The organism is bacterium (Candidatus Blackallbacteria) CG13_big_fil_rev_8_21_14_2_50_49_14 (assembly GCA_002783405.1).
GTDB lineage: Bacteria > Cyanobacteriota > Sericytochromatia > UBA7694 > UBA7694.
The window spans coordinates 1-20,289 of sequence record PFGG01000015.1; the positions used below are offsets into that span (position 1 = coordinate 1).

General features: G+C 48.6%; 21 protein-coding genes. 8 read left to right on the forward strand and 13 right to left on the reverse strand.

The genetic code is table 11. The annotated features are described in order from the left end of the window. Positions 1–186 precede the first annotated feature (186 nt). The 3 genes from COW20_03625 (at position 187) to COW20_03635 (ending at position 2,984) form a co-directional block, all read left to right on the forward strand. Positions 187–1,596, forward strand: coding sequence for a hypothetical protein (locus COW20_03625; GenBank protein PIW50107.1), 1,410 nt, complete (start codon positions 187–189; stop codon positions 1,594–1,596). Further along, the gene (locus COW20_03630; protein ID PIW50108.1) at positions 1,593–2,351 is read left to right on the forward strand and encodes a hypothetical protein; all 759 of its coding nucleotides are present in this window, start codon (positions 1,593–1,595) and stop codon (positions 2,349–2,351) included. The genes COW20_03625 and COW20_03630 overlap by 4 nt, the downstream gene beginning before the upstream one ends. A gap of 87 nt (positions 2,352–2,438) precedes the next feature. Beyond that, entirely contained in the window at positions 2,439–2,984 is a 546-nt protein-coding gene (locus COW20_03635; GenBank protein ID PIW50109.1) for a hypothetical protein, read from the forward strand. 68 nt (positions 2,985–3,052) lie between these two features. On the opposite strand, the gene COW20_03640 is transcribed toward COW20_03635, so the two are convergent. Genes COW20_03640 through COW20_03670 form a run of 7 tightly spaced genes read right to left on the reverse strand, consistent with a single transcriptional unit; the run spans position 3,053 to position 9,065 of the window. Beyond that, positions 3,053–4,345: a homoserine dehydrogenase gene (locus COW20_03640; GenBank protein PIW50110.1), complete on the reverse strand. Its 1,293-nt coding sequence runs from the start codon at positions 4,343–4,345 to the stop codon at positions 3,053–3,055. Between the two features lies 1 nt (position 4,346). Beyond that, a complete protein-coding gene (locus COW20_03645; GenBank protein ID PIW50111.1) occupies positions 4,347–4,796 on the reverse strand; it encodes a hypothetical protein in 450 nt (149 codons plus the stop codon). Further along, positions 4,793–5,491 (reverse strand): hypothetical protein, encoded by a 699-nt coding sequence (locus tag COW20_03650; GenBank protein PIW50112.1) that lies wholly within the window; start codon positions 5,489–5,491, stop codon positions 4,793–4,795. The genes COW20_03645 and COW20_03650 overlap by 4 nt, the downstream gene beginning before the upstream one ends. After that, the gene (gene rsmD, locus COW20_03655; protein PIW50113.1) at positions 5,488–6,054 is read right to left on the reverse strand and encodes a 16S rRNA (guanine(966)-N(2))-methyltransferase RsmD; all 567 of its coding nucleotides are present in this window, start codon (positions 6,052–6,054) and stop codon (positions 5,488–5,490) included. Before rsmD ends, COW20_03650 begins: the two co-directional genes overlap by 4 nt. Beyond that, positions 6,055–8,175 (reverse strand): S9 family peptidase, encoded by a 2,121-nt coding sequence (locus COW20_03660; GenBank protein PIW50114.1) that lies wholly within the window; start codon positions 8,173–8,175, stop codon positions 6,055–6,057. Continuing rightward, positions 8,176–8,610, reverse strand: coding sequence for a GNAT family N-acetyltransferase (locus COW20_03665; GenBank protein PIW50115.1), 435 nt, complete (start codon positions 8,608–8,610; stop codon positions 8,176–8,178). It abuts the gene before it with no gap. A 17-nt stretch (positions 8,611–8,627) separates the two neighbouring features. Next, a complete protein-coding gene (locus COW20_03670) occupies positions 8,628–9,065 on the reverse strand; it encodes a hypothetical protein (protein ID PIW50116.1) in 438 nt (145 codons plus the stop codon). 81 nt (positions 9,066–9,146) lie between these two features. Here COW20_03670 and COW20_03675 point away from each other — a divergent pair, with 81 nt between their 5' ends. The 4 genes from COW20_03675 (at position 9,147) to COW20_03690 (ending at position 13,656) form a co-directional block, all read left to right on the forward strand. Then, positions 9,147–10,736 (forward strand): ABC transporter substrate-binding protein, encoded by a 1,590-nt coding sequence (locus COW20_03675; GenBank protein ID PIW50117.1) that lies wholly within the window; start codon positions 9,147–9,149, stop codon positions 10,734–10,736. After that, positions 10,737–11,186 (forward strand): nucleoside-diphosphate kinase, encoded by a 450-nt coding sequence (locus tag COW20_03680; GenBank protein PIW50118.1) that lies wholly within the window; start codon positions 10,737–10,739, stop codon positions 11,184–11,186. A 127-nt stretch (positions 11,187–11,313) separates the two neighbouring features. Continuing rightward, positions 11,314–12,879, forward strand: a complete 1,566-nt coding sequence (locus COW20_03685) for a hypothetical protein (protein PIW50119.1) — start codon at positions 11,314–11,316, stop codon at positions 12,877–12,879. A gap of 9 nt (positions 12,880–12,888) precedes the next feature. Further along, a complete protein-coding gene (locus COW20_03690) occupies positions 12,889–13,656 on the forward strand; it encodes a hypothetical protein (protein PIW50120.1) in 768 nt (255 codons plus the stop codon). A 110-nt stretch (positions 13,657–13,766) separates the two neighbouring features. On the opposite strand, the gene COW20_03695 is transcribed toward COW20_03690, so the two are convergent. From COW20_03695 to COW20_03715, 5 genes are all read right to left on the reverse strand, one after another. After that, complete coding sequence (locus COW20_03695) at positions 13,767–15,194, reverse strand: hypothetical protein (GenBank protein ID PIW50121.1); 1,428 nt, start codon at positions 15,192–15,194, stop codon at positions 13,767–13,769. Then, entirely contained in the window at positions 15,191–15,421 is a 231-nt protein-coding gene (locus tag COW20_03700; protein PIW50122.1) for a hypothetical protein, read from the reverse strand. The genes COW20_03695 and COW20_03700 overlap by 4 nt, the downstream gene beginning before the upstream one ends. Then, positions 15,411–16,427, reverse strand: a complete 1,017-nt coding sequence (locus tag COW20_03705) for a hypothetical protein (protein PIW50123.1) — start codon at positions 16,425–16,427, stop codon at positions 15,411–15,413. Before COW20_03705 ends, COW20_03700 begins: the two co-directional genes overlap by 11 nt. A gap of 64 nt (positions 16,428–16,491) precedes the next feature. Next, complete coding sequence (locus COW20_03710; protein ID PIW50124.1) at positions 16,492–18,126, reverse strand: NADP-dependent glyceraldehyde-3-phosphate dehydrogenase; 1,635 nt, start codon at positions 18,124–18,126, stop codon at positions 16,492–16,494. A 15-nt stretch (positions 18,127–18,141) separates the two neighbouring features. After that, a complete protein-coding gene (locus COW20_03715) occupies positions 18,142–18,681 on the reverse strand; it encodes a hypothetical protein (protein PIW50125.1) in 540 nt (179 codons plus the stop codon). 178 nt (positions 18,682–18,859) lie between these two features. Between COW20_03715 and COW20_03720 the strand changes: the two genes are divergently transcribed. After that, entirely contained in the window at positions 18,860–20,059 is a 1,200-nt protein-coding gene (locus COW20_03720; GenBank protein ID PIW50126.1) for a hypothetical protein, read from the forward strand. A 30-nt stretch (positions 20,060–20,089) separates the two neighbouring features. On the opposite strand, the gene COW20_03725 is transcribed toward COW20_03720, so the two are convergent. Beyond that, positions 20,090–20,257 carry a hypothetical protein gene (locus tag COW20_03725; protein PIW50127.1) on the reverse strand — a complete coding sequence of 56 codons (168 nt, stop codon included), beginning with the start codon at positions 20,255–20,257 and terminating at the stop codon, positions 20,090–20,092. Positions 20,258–20,289: the final 32 nt, after the last annotated feature.

The window sequence follows — 20,289 nt, forward strand, 5'->3', positions numbered from 1 at the left end:
TGCCTACTTTTTCCTGTACAGACCCTGCTCTATGCCTCTGTTCTTGCTTTTCTCAACTGAACTCAAAAATTCAGTCTTTCATTCTGAAGCACTGTGCGAAACTTGATTTCTACCCTGGATTGATGCGAAGATGTCAGAAAGTTGAGTCCCCTTCAGAACCCAAATCTTAAGCATTCATTTTGAGGAATGGATTTGAAAAAAGCACTTTCAACCGATCAGATTCAGAGACTCTTTCCCTGGATTCCCCACGGCCCTGTTCTGGATCTGGGGGCTGGTGAAGGAACCTGGTCACAGATTCTCAGCCACTATGGCTTTGAGGTGACGGGCCTGGAATCTGATCCCCACAGGGCAGAAGCCTTTCAGCAAAACCTGCCCAAGCTAACCCTGCTTCAGAAAGATTTGCGCGAGGTTGATTTGGGGAATGAAGCTTGGGCCTCAATATTTTGCCTGAATCTGTTTCCGTTCTTGCCCCAGTCAGAACATGCCCAGGAACTGAAACGCATAGCTAAAGCCCTGGTTCCTGGGGGCGTGCTTGTCTTTTCAAGTTTTAGTTCAGAGGATCCGGGGGCGAACCACTCTTTTGCGAGATCGGTGAGCGGTGAGGTCTTGCCGACAGGGATTCTCAGTTTAGAGAGCTTAAAACAATATTTCTCAGATTGGGAAATCTGGTTTGAATTTTCGGGACGCGTAAGCGATCACCACCCCCCTTTGGGCGCGCATGAACATGGGCTGGTTCAACTCATTGCCCGGAAGCCCGAGCCTGAGCCTGCAGCTACGGTCTGGGAGACTCTGCCGTATTTGGGAGCGGGTTTGGGCTGGCGCCCCCCACTGGAGGGGTTGTTTGCCCATGAAGGGGTTGCAGATTTTATCGAAATCATGACAGATGATTTTCTCGATCCTGTTTGGGATGCCTCGCTATTGCGTTTATCACGACACTATCCTGTGATTCCCCATGGGGTTGAGCTGTCTGTGGGCAGCTGTGAAGGCCTGGATCCTGAGTATCTCTTGCAGGTCAAACGAATTCTTGCACGTTGCAAGAGCCCCTGGTGGAGTGACCATTTGTGTTTTACCCATGGCAGTGGGATCAAAACCTGGTCTCTCAATCCTTTGCCCTGCACTGAGGAGGCTTTGACGGTGGTGCTTGCCAATGCCAAGCATGCGATCAAAACCGTAGGGGCCCCACTTTTGCTCGAAAATCCAGCCTATTACTGGCGTCCCGAGCTTTCTGAGCAATTAACAGATGCCGCGTTTTTTCGCAAAATCGTGCTTGAAGCAGACGCCGGCATTCTATTGGATGTGGCCAATCTGTATGGGAATGCCAAAAATTTGGGTCTGGATCCCTATGCCTTTATTGAGACCTTGCCTGCCGATCGCATCATTCAAATCCATTTGGCGGGGGGACGCATCTATAAAAACATGATCTTTGATACCCATGATCAGGCGATCTTCAAAGAAACCTGGGAATTGCTGAAGTTTGTTTTGCGAAGGTCTGGGGTGAAAGCTGTTTCGATTGAGCGAGACGATCGCTTTGACGATTTACAGGCCTTGATTGCTGAAGTGGATACTGCCAGACAGTTGCTGGGGTTACGCGTATGAGCTTGAAAGGCTGGGAAGAAACCTGGCTGAAACTGATGTTGAACCCAGAATCTCATCAAGAACTTATTTCTCAGGAGAACCCTGCGTTGAGCGAAGCAGAACGTCAGGCGCTAGCCAGCCTGCCGCAGGACTTGCTTTCAGAAATTGCAGGTGCTGTTCAAAGAGGAAGAATTTCTGTGCTTTATTCCAGTTTGCCCGCCCGTCTAAAAGCAAAACTCGCTCCCAAGCTTTTACGCAAATGGGCTCAAACCTATGCCCTGGCTTTTCCTGGTGCCCAGGTCTATCCGCCTGAAAAAGGCTTGGACCCTTGGCTGGCCTGGATTGCTGCCCAAGCAGAGAATCAAGATCAGCCCTGGCTACAGGATTTAATCGCCTATGAGCGCTGCCTTTTAAAACTTAAATTTTATCAAGCGCCCTGGCTGGCTACGGAGAGCCCTTCACTGAGATTGGCTTCATCGGCTGGTTTGCTTGTTGCAGGCCCTGATTTTGATCTGCTTCTCGATTCAAGAGTATATCCTGTCGAGATCTATGTCTCTCAACCCTTTACAGGCTGGCTGATTTGGAAAAGTGCGCATCAAAACCATCACCTGAAACTGCATTGGGGCTTGTATCTCGTGCTGCAAATGCTGGATGGTTTGCGCGCATGCGAGGCCTGTTTGGCGGAATTGTTTCACGCTTACCCTGAATTAAGAGCTGAAAGCGAAACGCTTTCTGCTTGGTTGAGCTGGCTTCAGGCGCAAGAATTGCTGATTTGAGAATTTTAATTAAAATTTAGCAATTTTTAGCTGCTAAATGGGTATGATAGAGCTAGACCTGAATCATGATCACCAAGGAGTCCCTGCATGAATCTGAAGTTTCCCTCCGGTGCCACCCCGCCTGAATTTGGGGGGCCCCTCAATCCGAGCAAATCCAAAAACCCTGAAAAAACCGTCGAAAAAATGCCGCTTCCTCCGCTTGAATCTGAATTAAAACCCCGCGATCTTCAAGACGCCCAAGTGTTTCCCCACAAAGAACTTCCCCAGACCAAAGTCCATCTCTGTGCCTGGCATCCTGAACCTGATGAAGGCAAACACCCCCCCAAAATGCACCAATGTGCCTTTTATCCTGATCAAGATCCCAAAGGGGAAAAACACCCGCCCAAAATGTATCAGTGTGCCTATTTCCCCGATCAGGAAGAAGAGCGTCATCTGCAACCCAAGCATGAACACAAACATATGGATCAGGAAAATCATTTTCCAGATCAGCCCCCCGGTATCTACCAATGCTCTGCCAAAATTGAACCGGGCAAACTTCCTGGCAGTGGAATTTATCAATGCTCAGCTAAAATTGAGCCCGATAAAGGTTTCCCAAACTCGATTTACCAATGTACTGCAAAATTGGATGATTAAAGGCCCATAAAAAAAAAACTCCCCTTTTGGGGAGCTTTTTTATGAACGCTTTGGGGTGCCTTACAGGTTCAGACTGAAAAATCCTCAACCCGAATAATACTGTAAATTTCTCGTGTGGTTTCAAGTTGGCGGATTTGGGCAATGGCCTGTCTCAGTTTTTGATCCGAGACGGGGTGGGTAATAAAGACCAGTTCGGCATCGCCTTCTTCTTCTTTGCGTTGCAGCAGGGTATGCACAGAGATATCTTCTTTCCCCAAGAGGGTGCCAATTTGCCCTAAAACCCCAGATTTATCGGCGGTCAGAATTCTGACATAGTAGCGGTTGACCACGGTTTCCAACTGGCTCAATTCAACATGCTCGCCGCCGTGTTGACAGGCCATGAGCATATTGGGCGGATTGTCCAAGTCTGTGACAATATTGAGAATATCACTGACAACGGCACTGGCCGTGGGCAGGGAACCCGCACCCTGGCCATAAAACATAATATCTCCAGCGGCATCCCCTTTGAGCAGAATAGCGTTAAAGACCCCATTCACTGAAGCCAGGGGATGATCTGCGGGAATCATGGTGGGATTGACGCGGGCCTGAAAATGACCGTCTTCCTGTTTGGCAATCGCCAAGAGTTTGATCACATAGCCAAATTGTTTGGCATATTCAATATCCCGGCTGGCAATCCGGGTAATGCCCACCCGGTGGATCTGTTTCAGGGGCATGCGTTGTTCAAAGACCAGCGAGGAGAGAATCGCCAGCTTATAAACTGCGTCGAAGCCCTCTACATCATCGGTAGGATCGGCTTCTGCATACCCTTTGGCTTGCGCTTCGCTCAAAACCTCTTGAAATTCCCGGCCTTCTTCTGTCATGGCACTGAGAATATAATTGGTGGTTCCGTTGATAATGCCATACATGGAGAGCAATTTATTGGCGACCAAACTGCGTTTAATCGTCTGAATAATCGGCAACCCGCCTGCGACAGCGGCTTCAATATAGAGGGATACTTCATTTTCGCTGGCGGCATCAAAGAGCGCATCGCCATGCTGTGCGATTAGGGCTTTATTGGCCGTTACGATATGTTTACCTGAACCAATTGCCTGGAGCAGATATTCTCGGGTGGGGTCGACTCCCCCCATGACTTCGACAATAATTTGAATTTCTTCATCTTCAAGAATCTCAGCAGGATCCTCTGTCAAGAGGGCGGGATCCACCCCTTCACGTACCCGGTTCAGATCACGCACCAGGATTTTGCTCAATTCAAGCTTTGCACCGCAGCGGCGGGCATACTCTTGTGATTTTTCCTGAAGCAGTTTCACCACACCACTTCCCACGGTTCCGCAACCAAGCATTCCGATTTTGACTGTTTGCATCTTATTTTCCTTTGTATTCAACCTTGAGGGTGTTTACCAATTTGTTGACGCCATCTTCAACAAAAACATATTTGCCATGTAGGTTTTCGCCTTTTGCACCCACTTCTGCTGTGACCTTGCCTCCGCTCCAATCATAGGCGTTGGGGGAAAAACTTAATCTTACCTGATAGGAGCCTGCAGAGATAGGTTTGAGGGGTTTTAATTTCAAGCTGAAGGCCTGATCTTTGATCATGCCAAATTCCTGAACCACCACATTCTTGCTGTAATTGCCTTCAAATTTGGGATCCAAGAGTGTTACCAGAATTTGGGACTGATCGGGTAAATTGCTGCTGCCTTTTACCTGCCAGGCTTCTGGCCCTGGAGAAATCTCTGCTTCAAGGGTATATTGTTTGCCCTCGGGGGCACAACTCAGCAAAACTGTTGTCAGTAAAAAAAATAAACTCTTTCTCACTGTCCGGGAACCTCGACTTTTTGATCCTTGCCTACATTCATTTCAATATACACTTTTCCTTCCATGACAATTTCTTTGTCACGGGTTTTTACATCGAGTTTATCTGCTTCAAAATAGGTTTTTTTATGGGTCAAGACCTTGGAGCGGGTTGTGCTTTTTAAAGTTTCATCCTGTTTTGACCAAAACATTTCATCGGTTTCAACAATATCACCGGCATCGGTGATCAGACGGACTTTATCGTACATGGTCAGGTTTTCGAGTTGTAAATCATATTCTGCCCGTTTGGCTTCCCATTGGATATTTCTGGGCGTCGGATTGGGGGCCTGAACCTCAGCGGAGAGCTCCTGATCCCAATCCTTCAGGTTATAAAACTCGCCGTGTGGCTTCGTTTTGCCTTGAAAAAAAACATAGCGGTTGTCTTTGCTAATTTCGATCTGGTCTGCAAAAATACTGAAAAACCGTGTCCCCGATTTTTTTCCCAAGAGTTCAACATTAAAAAACCGAATACCCACCTGGTCATCAGGTTTGGCCTTGTTGGTGGGGGCCGCTGGGTTATGCGCACCCATTTTCCAAAAACCATAGGAAAGCCCCAGAATAATTCCCAGGGTGAGCACGGGGGTGATCACAGGGGTGAGCAAGGCCACTATTTTTTTTCTCAGGGAAGTTTTGGGGGGCGATGTTTTTTCTTTGCTCATGTCTCACTCAAACGGGGAATAAAAAAACTGATGCGGGTATCGCCATAGTTTCGGGTTTGCTGAAATTGCCAGTTTTGCAGGGTTTCAAGTTCAAGCTGGCGATCTTTGCGATGTTCGATACAGAGTTTGGTATTCGGTTTTCCCCATTCCGAGACGGTTTGGTCCAAGACCTGCATCAGCGGTCGGTAGACCGGGCTGGCATAGGGAGGATCGATATAAATCAGATCGACGGGCTCACGACTGCGGCGCAAAAAGACCAAGAGATCCGCTGGAATGACCTGGGCCTGTGCTTGAATTTCAAATTTTTCAATATTTTGCCGAATCAAACCCGCAGCACGTTTGTTCTTTTCTACAAATATTACTTTTTCAGCCCCCCGGCTTAAGGCTTCAAAGCCCATGATGCCACTGCCGGCACAGAGATCCCAGCAGACGGCATCCACAAGCTCATCTTTCAGGATTTGAAACAAAGCCTCGCGCACTTTTGCAGAGGTGGGGCGTATCTCAGGTATATCCAGCCATTTGAGCGAGCGATTGCGCCATTCTCCGCCACTGATTCGCAACACTTAAGGCAACCTCATGCCAAAGAGCTGAAAGAGAAAGGCATAGATATCGGCATGTTCTTCCAAACGTTTTTGAATCGGCTTGCCTGCCCCGTGGCCCGCTTTGGTTTCAACGCGTAAGAGCACAGGATTTTTTCCCTCGCTGGCAGCTTGCAGGGCCGCTGTAAATTTATAGGCATGGGCGGGCAAGACCCGGTCGTCGTGGTCAGCGGTGGTGATCAAGACAGGGGGGTGGGCCTGGGGCTTGTGAATTCGATGCAGGGGCGAATAGGCATACATAAATTTGAAGTCTTCAGGATTTTCAATCGCATTGCCATATTCGGGGATCCAATAGCGCCCGACCGTAAAGAGATGGTAACGCAACATATCCAGTACGGGCACTTGGCAAATCGCAGCCCCAAAGAGATCGGGTCTTTGTAATAGTGTGGCGCCCACCAGCAGTCCCCCATTGCTTCCGCCTTGAATCGCAAGTCGCGAGGGTTGGGTATAGCCTTGTTTGATCAACCACTCGGCAGAGGCGATCAGATCATCAAAGACGTTTTGTTTGTTTTGGAGCATGCCAGCACGGTGCCAGGCCTCTCCGTATTCTCCTCCCCCTCTCAAATTGACAACCGCATAGACCCCACCCTGTTCTAGCCAGAGCAATTCAGTCGGTGAAAACCAAGGCGTCAAGGAAATATTAAAGCCCCCATAGCCATAGAGCAAAACAGGATTTTTTCCATTCAATTGCAGATCTTTGCGGTGGGTCAGATAGATGGGGATTGGGGTGCCGTCCTTGGAATTTACAAAGACCTGGGTGGTGGTATAGGGGCTGGCATCAAATTGAATTTCTGGGGCCTGGAGTATGTTTAATTTTCGCGTTTTAAAATCAAAGCGGTACCCGGTTTTGGGAAAAAGAAATGAGGTAAAGCCAAACAGCATTTCGCTGTCCTCGCGATCCCCGGTAATGCCCGAGATCGAGCCGGGAACAGGGAGCGCAATTTCATATTCAAATTTCCCAGTGGGCGCATAAACCCGTAAGCGTGAATGCGCATCATGCAGCCACCCTGTTACCAATTGATGGTTTACAAATTGGGCGAAACTGAGTACATCCTTTTGTTCTGGGATGATTTCAACCCAGTCTTTTACTGCGGGTTTGAGAGGATCGATGGCTACGATGCGTTTTCGCGGGGCCTTTAAATCGGTTTCGAGATAAAATCTGCCTGCCTGGTAATCAATCACCGTATAGCTGGCATCTGCCTGATCCAGCAATCTGACAATCGGGCCATTCTTCTGAAGATCTTTGTAATACAGTCGGTTTTCTGGTTCGGTTCCCTTTGACCCATAGAGCAAGAGAAATCTGCCGTCTTCGGTGAGGGTTGGGTAAAACGAAAGCTCTGGCAGGTCTGGCCGGGCATAAATTTCGAGATCCTCACTGACAAGAGAATTCAAACGATGCCAATATACCTTGTTGTTTAAATACTGTTCTTTTTCAGGCACGGTTCCAGGCTGGGGATAGCGATTGTAAAAAAAACCTGAATTGTCATGTTTCCAGGCTATGCCAGAGAATTTTAAGTCTTTTAAGACTTCAGGAAGATCCTTACCTGTTTGAAGATCGCGAATTCTGACCTCCTGCCAATCACTGCCACTCTGTGAAAGTGCATAGGCCATATAGCGGCCATCGTGGCTGAATTTAAGATCAGAAACGGCTACCGTGCCATCTTTGCTGAGCTGATTTGGATCCAAAATCAGGCTGGCTGAATCCGTTAAGCTCTTTTGATAATACAGAACCGATTGATTCTGAAGGCCATTGTTTTTCCAAAAGGCATAGGCTTTTCCTGCTTTAAAGGGCACACCCGTACGGGGATAATTTTGCAGCGTTTCCAAGCGCTTGAAGATCTGTGCGCGTTGCGGAAATTGATTGAGATAATTTTGGGTTAATTTATTTTCGGCTTCAACCCAGGCTTTGGTTTCGGGGCTGTCGATATTCTCGAGCCAACGGTAAGGGTCGGCAACTGAAGTGCCGTGATAATTTTCGATCAGAGGGTGCTTGGGAGCTTCAGGGTAGGCGTAAGCGAGAGCTGGGGCTGTGAATCCATTCAATACGAAGCAGAGCGTCAGAAGGCGCCATTTGAGTTTCTGCATTTATTCCATCTCCGATTCAGAATTGGCGTGCGGTAAAGGCTTTATGAAATAATACCCCTCTAAGCCCTGTTTAAAACCTAAACTCAGAAAAAGATTTTCGTGGCCGGGCTGGGCTCCGATGAACAAGCTGGTCGGAGAGATCTCACAGGCCCGAAGCAGCAATTCTGAAAGAATTTCTTGTCCTGGATAATCCGGGTGAATGAGAATGTCTGGGAGGGTGCTGAAAAAATAACCATCGGAGAGAATTCTGACGCAGCCCACCAATTTGTGATGATCCCAGGCGCAAATATTGACGGTATTTTGTAGGGCCCGCGCGGTTTGCAGCCTGTCGAAATGCTGTCTCAGTACCCGTTCGGCGAGTTTGAGAAAAGCGTCAGCGGTGAGGTGGGTATCGTCACTGCGGTACAGGATAGAGTGGGCTTCGTTGGGGTTCATCAAAAACTATCCTCTGCTTATTTTGGCGAATTCGGAGCTGCGCCACTTTGATCGGCTTCTGTGGCCAGGGCGACATTTTTAATATTGGCTTTGCGCAGCAGCGAGAGCACTTGAACCACGTATTCATAGGCCAGATTTTTGTCGGCAGCCAATACCACGCGACGGTTTAAATTGCCTTTGAGCTCACGCTGGATTTCAGAAACCAAACCAGAAACAGTGACGGAACGCTCATTGACGAAGACCGTGCCTGAATCGTTGATCGAGACCATCACATCTTCCATGCTGACAGAGTCTTGAGAGCCTGAGGCCGGTAAATTGGTTTGGATCGCGCTTTGAACAGAGGGCAGAAAAGCCATGACGGCCAAAAACAAGACCAAAATCATCATCACGTCGATCATCGGGATGATTTCAAAGCGAATTTCTTTACGACGCTTACTGCGTCCATTGCTGAACATGCTTGGATTTGCCTGGAACTTAAGGTATAATTCTCATCCATCATAGCACCAATTCAAGCAAAAAGGCAGAATTCCGAAAGCATGACAGCATCAATGAAAACCCTGCTGCTGGCTACCTTTCTGGCGGCCTGTAGCGCCTGTCAGATTAAACCACCTGTGGATCAAGACAAGTATATTGTTTTTGGGAAATCGAAAGACGCTGTCACCCTCGATCCTGCAGATACCACAGATGGAGAATCCTCTGCTGTTGTTCTGAATATTTTTGAGCCGCTCTTGCGTTTTCAACGTGAAAAAACCCTGGTGGAACCCTGCTTGGCTACTTCCTGGCGTGTTTCTGAGGACAAGCTCACCTGGACCTTTCAATTGCGTAAAGGGGTCAAATTTCATGATGGAACCCCTTTGACCGCTGAAGCCGTAAAATTTAATTATGATCGACAAATGGATGAGAAAAGCCCCTGGCGCTTCAAAGGCAAAATGGAATATTGGCATCTTTTCTTTGGGGCGGTTGAGAAGATTGAAGCCCCAGCTGAAGACACCCTGGTCTTTCATCTGAAGCAGGCCGATGCGACCTTTATGACCAATTTGGCGCTGTTTAATATGGGCATTGCCAGCCCCGCTGCGATTCAGAAATACGGCGAAAATATTTTTAAGAATCCAGTCGGCACAGGTCCCTACCGCTTTAAAAAATGGGTTCGCAACGAAAAGATTATGTTGACGCGGAATCCGGATTATTGGGGCGAAGCTCCCAAAATAGATTTGTTAATCTATAAACCGGTTCCCGACAATGCGGTCAGATTGCTAGAGCTTGAAAATCACTCCATCGATGTGCTGGATGGGATCAACCCCGATGATGTGCCGCGAATTCGCAAGAATCCCAGCTTGAAATTGATTACCCAACCCGGCTTGAACGTGGGCTATCTTGCCTTGAACAATGCCAAGAAACCCTTTGACAATGTCAAGGTTCGCCAGGCGATCAATTACGCGATCAATAAACCCGCTTTGGTGAAAGCGTTCTTTGCCGAAGGAACCCTGGGCACAGTTGCTGTGAACCCAATGCCCCCGACTGTTTGGGGCTATAATAGCCAGATCAGGGACTATGATTATAATCCTGAAAAGGCAAAAAAACTTTTGAGAGAGGCAGGGTATCCGGAGGGCTTTAAAGCCAAACTCTGGACCATGCCGATTGCAAGACCCTATATGCCCCAACCGCAACGCATTGCTGAAGCCATTCAAGCAGATTTGAAAACAGTGGGCATCGAAACACAAATTGTTTCATTTGAATGGGGAACCTATCTCGATAAATTGTCAAACAGCGAGCACGATATGGCGCTCGCCGGTTGGATTGGCGATAACGGAGATCCTGATAATTTTCTGTATACCTTGCTCGACAAGGACAATACCGTCAAAGGATCTGCCGCGAATTATGCCTTTTATCAAAGTCAGGCGGTACATGAACTCTTGGTCAAAGCCCGTACGGTCTATGACCAATCAGAACGTACCCAGCTCTATGAACAGGCCCAAGTGCTGATTAAACAGGATGCACCTTGGGTTCCGCTCTTTCATTCCACGCAGATGATGGCCACTTTGGCTGGGGTAGAAGGTTTTTACCTGCATCCCGTGGGAGAGAAAAAATTTAATTCGATTTACTGGACCAAAGGAAGGAATAAATAAATGGAACGTACCTTTTTAGCAGTTAAACCCGATGCCGTGCAACGCGGTCTCGTGGGTGAAATCATTGGCCGTTTTGAAGCCCGTGGATACAAACTTGTGGGCATGAAGATGATGCAGGTTTCTCGTGAAACCGCAGAAACCCATTATGGTGAGCACAAGGGCAAGCCCTTTTTTGATGGCCTTGTTGACTTTATTACCTCTTCTCCAATCGTTGCCATGGTTTGGGAAGGCAAGAATGTGATTCTGGCTGCGCGTAAAATGATGGGCGCTACCAATCCCCAGAACGCTGAGCCCGGCACCATCCGTGGTGATTTTGCCGTCGATTTCGGTATGAACGCAATTCACGGTTCAGATTCGCCTGAATCTGCAGCCCGTGAAATTGGCATTTTCTTCAAACCTGAAGAAGTGATCAGTTGGGATCGTGCCAACGATCGTTGGATTATTGAATAAATTTCATTGAATGAAGGGGAGAGGGTTCTGCCTTCTCCCTTTTTTATGCCTGTTTTTATCGACCCAAGCAAGTTTTTGAATATCAGACGATATAACCTGGATATAATACAAACTTAACCAGGTAGCTATGCCCAGTATTGCAGCACTTCATCCCAGCCAGAACCTCCCCCCCCAAACGGCTATTCGCTCCCAAGCGGTTCAAACAACGCAAAAGTCTCAGGCCATTCAATCGCCTCAAGACCAACTCAAATTGAGCGGCAAAGCTGCCCCTGGCCCTTTACCCCGTGACGGCATCCTGTTTTTGGGCATGAATCCTCAGTCCAGTAACGAACTCAAGGCCTTGCGTGCCAGTCATGCCCCAGTGCGTGAACTGAAGAGTGAAAATGGGAAAATCGAGGGCTTTGATCTGAATCAAGCCCCAGGAAGAGCGGCTTTTATCGCTGCCCTTGAACTCAGCCCTGAGCGAGCCCAGGCATTCAGCCAGCTCTTAGAACAGGCCCAAGCAGAGGGGCGCGATGAATTGGCACAGCTTGCGAAAATTTGGAAAGGCTCAGAATTGGGACAGAAGATTCCCGGACGGGTCGTGATTTCAGGCCATAGCAATGGTCTCAAAATCTGGAGTGAAGCGGGGCGTGGCAGCCTGCAACTGAGTGAAATCGCCCATCTTGCCAAAATCTTTCCGGCTGCTGCCGCTGAAATTGAAGATCTGCATATCAGTGCCTGCAATACAGGTTATCGCAGCAATATCGCCTATTGGCAGGATGTTTTTCCCAATCTTAAAACCTTTTGGGCCTATACCCACACCGCCCCCTCCAGTGCCTATGCTTCACCTGCCCATCTCAGAGCCTGGGAAAAAGCCACACGGGGCCCTGCTGAAAACCTGAACCGCAAAAGCTTACAAAAAATCCTTTCAGGCGCAGTCCGCTCTGAAAATCTTGCGCTCTGGTCCAAACAAAGCGATTATCAATCAAGTCTTTCCACCCAGGCCCATAACAGAGACGATCTCATGCTGGTGGTCAACCGCTACCTTCAGGGAGAGGAAGCGGTTGCAAATCCCCAAACGGGCCCACTGAAACTTGCCTATGACCAGCTCCAATCCTTGCGGGGAGAAACAGGGGACAGCAGTTTGGACGCTCCGATTGGGCAGGCTTTGCTTTTGCGTTTTTACCCAAGTTTAAGCCAGAATTTTAACGCTGCCTATCAAACCCAGCTCAGCGAAGCCGCTGCTCTGCTTCAGCTTCCCCCTGCAGATTTCAGTCAAATCAGCCGCAAAGAAAGCCTCTTGTGGATTGAACGCTTTCAGACGGCCTTTCGTGAGCAGAAACCCAGTTTGGAGGCTGAATCCTTGGCGAAACTCGAAAAAGTGAATACCCTGCTCTCGTATTGGAAAAACCTCAACCCCGATTATTTTGCCCCAGAGTGGATCGAAACCCTGTCTTCTGCTCAGTTAGCGCAGGCCCAAGCGGATTTTGAAGCCCTGCACCCCCTGCCGCAATGGATTTTTATGCCCGGTTTGGGTTTTCCTGGGGGCAACTTGGCGCCATTGACTTTTCCTGGCCTGGAATATCCAGCGGCGACTGTCCCTGCTCTGGGCACAGAACTCGAGCGGCCAACTTTGAATTTTACGCTTGGCCAGGGGAATTTACTCAATCCTCAGCAGTCGCTGCAATGGCCTGCCGCTGCAGGGTTTTAAGAGGCGAGCATGGACGTAGGCAGCGAAATTATCCTCAATCAAGAGACCTGGAGTTTTGCCGATACGATTGAGCAATTTGATGCGCATATTTTGCAATCCATTCCCAATTGTCAGGAGCAACGGGCGTATATTGCTTCTCTGGCGCGTTTTTTTCTTTTCAGCGGGGCCCGGGTGTATGAAATCGGCGTTTCAACCGGGGCCTTGGCAGAATCTGTTCTGGCCCGTATGCCTGAGCGCCCAATCGAATATATTGGGCTGGATATTGAAGCCAGCATGGTTGAAAAAGCCAGGCAACGCCTTGAGCATGAACCCCGTTTTCAAGCGCTTCAAGCCCAGGTCGAAAATTTTGCCTATCAGCCCGCCCAGTGCGTGATTTCATACTATACCCTTCAGTTTATCCCCCTTGCAGAGCGCAAAAAGCTTCTCAAGCAACTCTTTCAAACCCTTCATCCCGGCGGGGCTTTGATTCTCTATGAGAAGACTTTGGGTGAAAATGCTTTGATTCAGGATATGCTCACGCAGCTCTATTACGATTTTAAAGCCGATCAGGGCCTGAGTTCTGACGCCATTCTCAACAAGGCCATCGCTTTGCGCGGGGTCTCGATGCCGCTTTCTCTTGAACAAAACCGCAATCTCTTGCTGGATGCGGGTTTTTCTCAGGTTGAAATTATCTATCGGGCCTATTGTTTTGCGGGCTATTTGGCAGTCAAAGACTCAAACGTAAAATCCAGTTTTGAGAGTGAATTCAAGCCCATTGGCCCAGTGCCAACCCTTTAATTATACATTTCTTTGGTCCATTCACAATCTCTAATTCTTGTAAGATCAGCGAGTAGCGTGGTCTACGTGCCAGCACAACTTGTATTGAATCAAACTGGCCTGCAGGCCGATCAGAAGGCCTTCGGCTCGAAGGCCTTTTCAAAGTAAGCGCTTTCGGTCGGACTCAGGTTAAAGCTGGCTTTAAAATAGGCGTAAGTCAGGGCTTTGTTACGATCTGAGAGCCAGGCCTTCCATAAAGCGTTGAATGTATCTCTGCGGTTCTGGCGCAAGACCCAGAGCGCCAGTGGCGTACCATAATAATTGACCCGATAACCGAGCTGGCTATCCAAACTGGCTTGATTGATGGCTGGCAAGGGACGGGTAGGAACCTGCCTCCAGATCTGATGATATTCGGCCAGTTTGCGCTCGACATCGGATTTATGTCCCGTTGCCAGCAGCGCTTCCAGGCTGGTGAACTCAGGTAAGCCTTCGGCGAACCAGGGCTTATCGTAGTCATAAAAATGATTAATAAACAGGTGGGCGCATTCGTGAGCCAGTACAGTACGCCGGTAGAAGGCGAATTCTTTGGTGATGCGGTCTGGGTCACCAAACTGCTGTTTAAAAAAGCTGTACTGAGCCGGGGCCACTTTTTCGGCTTGCCCAAAGTACTTGTCCGACAAAAACACGGTGTTAACTTTGCCCATACCGCCGAGGTCCTCGCGGTTGGTTTCAACAAGGTTGAAGTGAGTGGCCGTGTGTGGGCCAAACTGATCGCCCAGCGCCTTGAACATGTCTTTGAACTCGGCAGACATAGTCACTAGTTCGGCCTTGCTGACCTGTTTGCCCAGTCTATGGTAAATCCGTAAAGGCCCCGTTTCGTTGACGGCATAGCGGGCTGATGCCAGATCAAACCCCTGTTCATTTCGAAAGCCGCAAGCTGTCTCGATACTGGCATGATAAGTATCGCCACTAAGCACTGGAAACTGCTTCGCCCCCGAGGGAACTGGCAGATAACCCTGAGGCACTTTAATTTGTAAGTTCAAGGGACAATATCTGTTTTGGGCGCGATCAAAACGAGGATAAAAGAAGCTCTGAGAACTCAAAAACACATCATCGGGCAGAATGCGACCGAATTTTGGCTGGGCAATGATCGGCCCGGAGAACTGTAAACTCAACTGTTGGCTCGAATCCGAAGCGAAGGGCTGTTGCGGGATCAAGCGATAAGCCAAAGGACTGGCACCCTGAGTTGGTTCCTTAAGCAAGCTTTTCAGCCCCTTGATCTCGATACGATCAATCTTCAAACCAGGATTGAGAACGAAACAAGCCTGTGCAAGCGGTTTGGCAAAAGGATTCTTGAGCACAGCCGTATAGCGGCCCTTCAAACGCCCTTTATCAGGATCGACATCAAGTATCAACTGGGCATCTAACAGCTCAATTCCCTGACTACACTCACCTTCAGCCATCACAGCTTCCGTGATCGGCACTGTAGCATTGGCCTGAGAAATCATTGGATTCAGAGCAAGAGTAACAATCAGAGTGAGCACAAGACGGTGATTCATAAGTCCCTCAACAAAGTGTTTACTTTAATATACAAAAAAAATACTGACCTTAAACGATAGCTCGATTGCTCTAAATTTTGATATTTTTTCTTTTTTACTTGTCGATTCAAGTGTTTTGCTTTTTTTGATATGATTTCTCTTACTTTTAGAGTAAGCCTTTTTTCTGGGAAGGTCAAAAATTTGAAACTGAAGTAAATGTTTTGATTCAGTTTCGGCTTAGGGGCCAAAGATGGCTTTCAGACCCTCTTTTGAAGAAAAGATTTGGGCATGGTTATGGCCCACCCCAGGCACGATCCTGAATTGATGAACGCTTTTTCCATAGAATAGGGTTAAGTAGCGATAATAGTTCAAACCTCTCTGGAGTCGGTTTTCTCCTTGTAAACGGGCCATGGGGGTGGTATCGAGATTTTTATCCTGAAGAATATCTTTTTCGCCCACCAGGTAAATTACATTTTTGGCTGGATACTGGGCAATCAGGGCCTCTTTGCTTTGCTCTTTCATATAGGCGTTCAAATGCTCCAGTCCATACTTCCAGTGGTTATAACCCGGAACCTTCTCAGTGGGCAGGCCTATTTGATCGGGCTTGTTTTTGAGCGGACGGCGCGCGTCGAGATAGGCATAGGAAGAAGGGTTTGCCACAACAAAAACCAAGGGCAAGTTTGTGTGGGGATGAGCGCCTAAGGCATAGCGTTGAACAAACTGTCCACCCGCAGAATGCCCCACGATGACAATCTTCTTTAAATTAGGAAACCGCTTCTGATCCGATAAACTTTCAATCAGGGCATCGATCACGCGAAAAGAACTGATGCGGGGAGAATGGTCTTTCGAGGATAGATTGCCGATTTTCCAAGCCGAATTCAAGTCCCAATAAAGGGCATTGCGTTGTAGCGAATCTCCTTGTATCGAAAACTGTGGTGCCAGGATAAGGGTTGAATTTAAGGTTTGGGCCCTTTGCCCGGCTTGCTGCATATGCTGCCAGTAATCCAATGCATTTCGGCGGGTTCCGTGAATCACAAGTACGCAGCGCTCGATCTGCTCCTGCGTTGCATTTAAATCTGCAGAGCTGTAATAGGTAAAGCTGTGATTCGCCAGCGGCAGTTTGTAGGCCTGAACCGCTGCTGAATTCTGGACCTGTTGGGGTTCGGTGATAACAGGCTGTGAAGACGGCTTTGCCCCAGCGGGCTGAAGCGGCTGAGAAGCCATGAAGGCCAGCGTCGAAAAGCAGAGAAACAAGCGGCGGGGGAGCGCCCCTTGTTTTTTCTGCTGTTGCCTTTTCCGAACGTTGGCTCTCCAGAGACTAGAAGATGAAATCACTGGATAAAAAGTGAGATTTGCGCTCACGTACGATTTGGGTAATCAGGTTTTGATTCAGTGCTGTCTGTTTGGCTGCAACCAGGGTTCGGATCGAGAAACAGCGCAGGGCATCGCTGACCGAGAGCGTACCTTCGGCTGAACCTTTGCGTCCGGCAAAGGGAAAAGAATCAGGGCCGCGCTGGCATTGGCTGTTGAGGTTGATACGGCAGACCTGATTCACCAGCGGATCGATCAATTGGGCCAGGGTATCAGGATCCGAACCAAACAGACTCAATTGCTGGCCAAAGGCCGAATGCACGATATAGTCGATGGGTTCCTGAATATCGTCAAAGGGCACGACCGGAATTACGGGGCCGAATTGCTCAACCTGGTAGACCTGCATTTCGGGGGTGACTGGGTAAAGCAGGGCAGGATAGAAAAAGCTTTCCTCGATCTGCCCGCCGCCGGGGTTGATGACTTGTGCGCCTTTACTCAAAGCGTCGTCTACCATGGCTTGAAAATAGCTGGGTTTCCCAGGTTCGGGCAAGGGCGTGAGCATTACTCCCGGATCCCAGGGCAGACCAGCTTTCAGACCCGAGATAGCGTTGCTCATACGTTCTAAAAAATCTGGAACCAGTGAGCGCTCTACAAAAAATATTTTCAGGGCGGTACAGCGTTGACCATTGAAGGACAGGGCCCCGCTCAGACATTCGGGAATCGCCAGCTCGAGATCGGTATCGGCCAGCACAATGGCAGGGTTTTTGGCACCCAGGCCGAGCACGCAGCGTAAGCGATGGGGGGCTGGATGCTGTTTCTTGAGCAGATTGGCGACCTTGGCTGAGCCAATAAAAGCCAGTACCTCGATTTTTCCACTGCCCATCAAGGGGCCGATGATGGTGGCACCGTCTCCGTAGACCGTATTGATCACCCCAGGAGGAAAACAGCGCTGAAAGAGTTCCAGGATGGGCTGGTAGAGCAGCACGCCCAATTTGGGGGGCTTGAATACCACCGGGTTGCCCATAATCAGAGCCGGAAACAGGGTGGTAAAGGTTTCGTTGAGCGGGTAGTTGAAGGGCCCCATACAGAGGGTGACACCTAAAGGTGAGCGTCGGCTTTGGGCAATAATCCCCTGTTCAATCTCAAAGCGGGAAGAAGCCCGATCCAGATCTTTGAGCGACTCAATGGTATCGACCAGATAATCCACGGAACGGTCGAATTCTTTGGCCGCATCGGCCCGTGATTTGCCGATCTCCCACATCAGGAGCTGAACCACAGGTTCCCGGCGGGTTTTGAGCTGACGGATGAAGTCTTCTACATGTTGAATCCGCTGTTCGACGGTCAGGGTGGGCCATTCTCCGCGGCCATGATCCCAGGCTTGGACTGCGGCGTCCAGAGCTTCTAGGGCGGCTGCTTCATCCAAGCGGGGCAGACTGCCCAGAAGCTGGGGTTGAAAGCCTTTTTCGCTGCGGCTCCCAATCGGAGACCAGACCTCTTCACTGGGCCCCTCCCAAAGGTGCAATTCGCCATTGACCAGGTATTCCCGCTGATGAATCGGGAGTTGGGCCAAAAGTTCAGCCGGTAAACTCTCGGGAAAAATAGATGCCGGGCTTTGATTCGGAGCTGCCTGATTCTGATGCATTTTTTCTTTTCCTTTTTAAATCAAAAATTTTGCCTTGATGAGGTCTTCCCAACCCAGATGCGCCGCAACAGATAGAAAATCGTCGTTGGGCAGGCAATGGAGCTCCTGGTCTTTCTGCGTAAATGGGTGGGTAAAACTCAGGCCAATGGATGCCAATAGAAGCCGATGACACTCAAAGTGATTTTTAAAGATCTGATTGTGCTCTATCTTGCCATATTTGGGGTCCCCAATAATGGGGTGTGATATATGTTTCATGTGATAGCGGAGTTGGTGTCTTCTGCCTGTTTGAGGCCTGAGTTCAACCAGACTGTATCGGCTTTTCTCATATCGCTCATTGGCGATCTTGAGCTCGCATTTTGCAAGTGTAGACAGATCGGTGATGCCATTTTGTCTTTTATTGGGGGAGTATTTGTCCAACTGCGCTTTTACTGGGTAATCGATATGGATTTGATCCGGTGAATAGCCCTGCACGATGGCGGAACGGTGTACAAGTAAACCGGCCGGTTTGTTTATTGCAATAAATCGTTCGTCTCGGTAAATGATCTCTAGCTCCATAGGGCTCTATGATACCATGTAGAAAAAACTACCGTGCATGTGAAGTCCTAAGCCTCGCTTACACTTTTTCTAAGCTGGCCAGGACAAAATGTCCTGGCCTTGTTTTCAGGTATCGGGTGCAGATTGTGCATCTGATCAACCATGAAGTGAAACTATTTTTGAAGGCGAAGATACCTTTTTGCAAAGCCCTAAACCCCCTCATTTTACGACCCAGGAGAAAGAGACTGGCCTTTCTGTTTTAATCAAACCCCCTTATTTTGAAGCCTGTCTAAATACTCAGGCAAAGCCCCTGAAACAGGCCTTGTATCTGATGAATATCTTCTATCTCTTGCTTGTGGGAGGGCTTTTATACCTCAACAAAATCTACGCTCTTGAAATAACCTTTATCCAGGTCATTTCTTATATTGCCATCATTGCTTTTATTAGCCATGTGAGTTATTTCTTTACCCAAATGGAGGTACTCACCTGTTTGTGGACGGCAGATAAAAAACTGCTTGAAATTACGCCGCAGAGGCTCCAGATTCATCGTTGGTATTTACCTACGTATCTGATTGAAGAACTCTCCTTTACGAAGGATCTCGTAGGGCCTAAAATTCTTGTTAAATATCGTATTCCTGGAGTTTCAGAAGGCTATGAGGCATCCTTGTATTGCCGAAATATATTGGGACTTGCTGAGTCACAAGATGCTGCCTGGTTGGTTGAAGAACTCAATCGCTACCGATTAAACTATCGCCGCGAGATTCAAAATGCCGCGCTTGCTCCCCTCCCATATTCTGAGCTAGAAAGCAAGGGGCCAAATCAAAAGGCCTTTACCGTAGTGCGAAAGGATCAAGGCCTGCGCTTTGTCTATTCACTCTTTACCTCAGATTGGGTACGCTGGTGGGGGCTTGTCGGTTTTGGGGGGGGTGCGTTCATACTGGCAAATAGTTATGTGTTGAATGAATACGTCTTGGGTGGGGGCCTGGGCTTGATTTTACTCTTGTTTCTGGCTCAAATTTTGCCAAATGCCACATTATTTATCCAAAAAACCAAGCGCTGGAGTCAGTTTCTGGAAAAACGCGTCAACGCTTTTGCCGAACAGACAATGGGTCTAAAAAGCCTGCTATTGAATGAACAGGGAATTCAATTGGGTCGTCAGAAAAAAAACGTGTTTGAGCCTGAGCAGGTGCTTCAATGGCCGGAGATTCAGCAGTTTACGTTTCGCAAGATGATTGGGCAAAGTCGCGGTCTGGGAGGGGGCTCCACCATCATGTATCAAATAGAGATCCAAACGAAGCAAAGAGAGCCTATTGTTTGGGGGGCATTTCTGGATGAAAAACATGTGGTTTATCTGCTCTGCCAACTGCTTCGGGCACACTCCTCCAAGGCAAAGCGTTGATTAATACTCGTATGATCGATCACCAGATTTTCAAAGGCAATCTGTTGGGTGTTTGTCGACCCGCTTGAGGAGTTTGACCGCTGGTGCGGGCGGTCTTGTTTCAGCCCGTTCATAGCGTGGGAAAGCGACCTTGCCAACGCCAAATTTAGCAGCGAGTTCAGTCTGCGTCCTGCTCAATGGACTGTTGAAATTACCCATGGCTATTCACGAGACCATCGCCCTGACCTGGT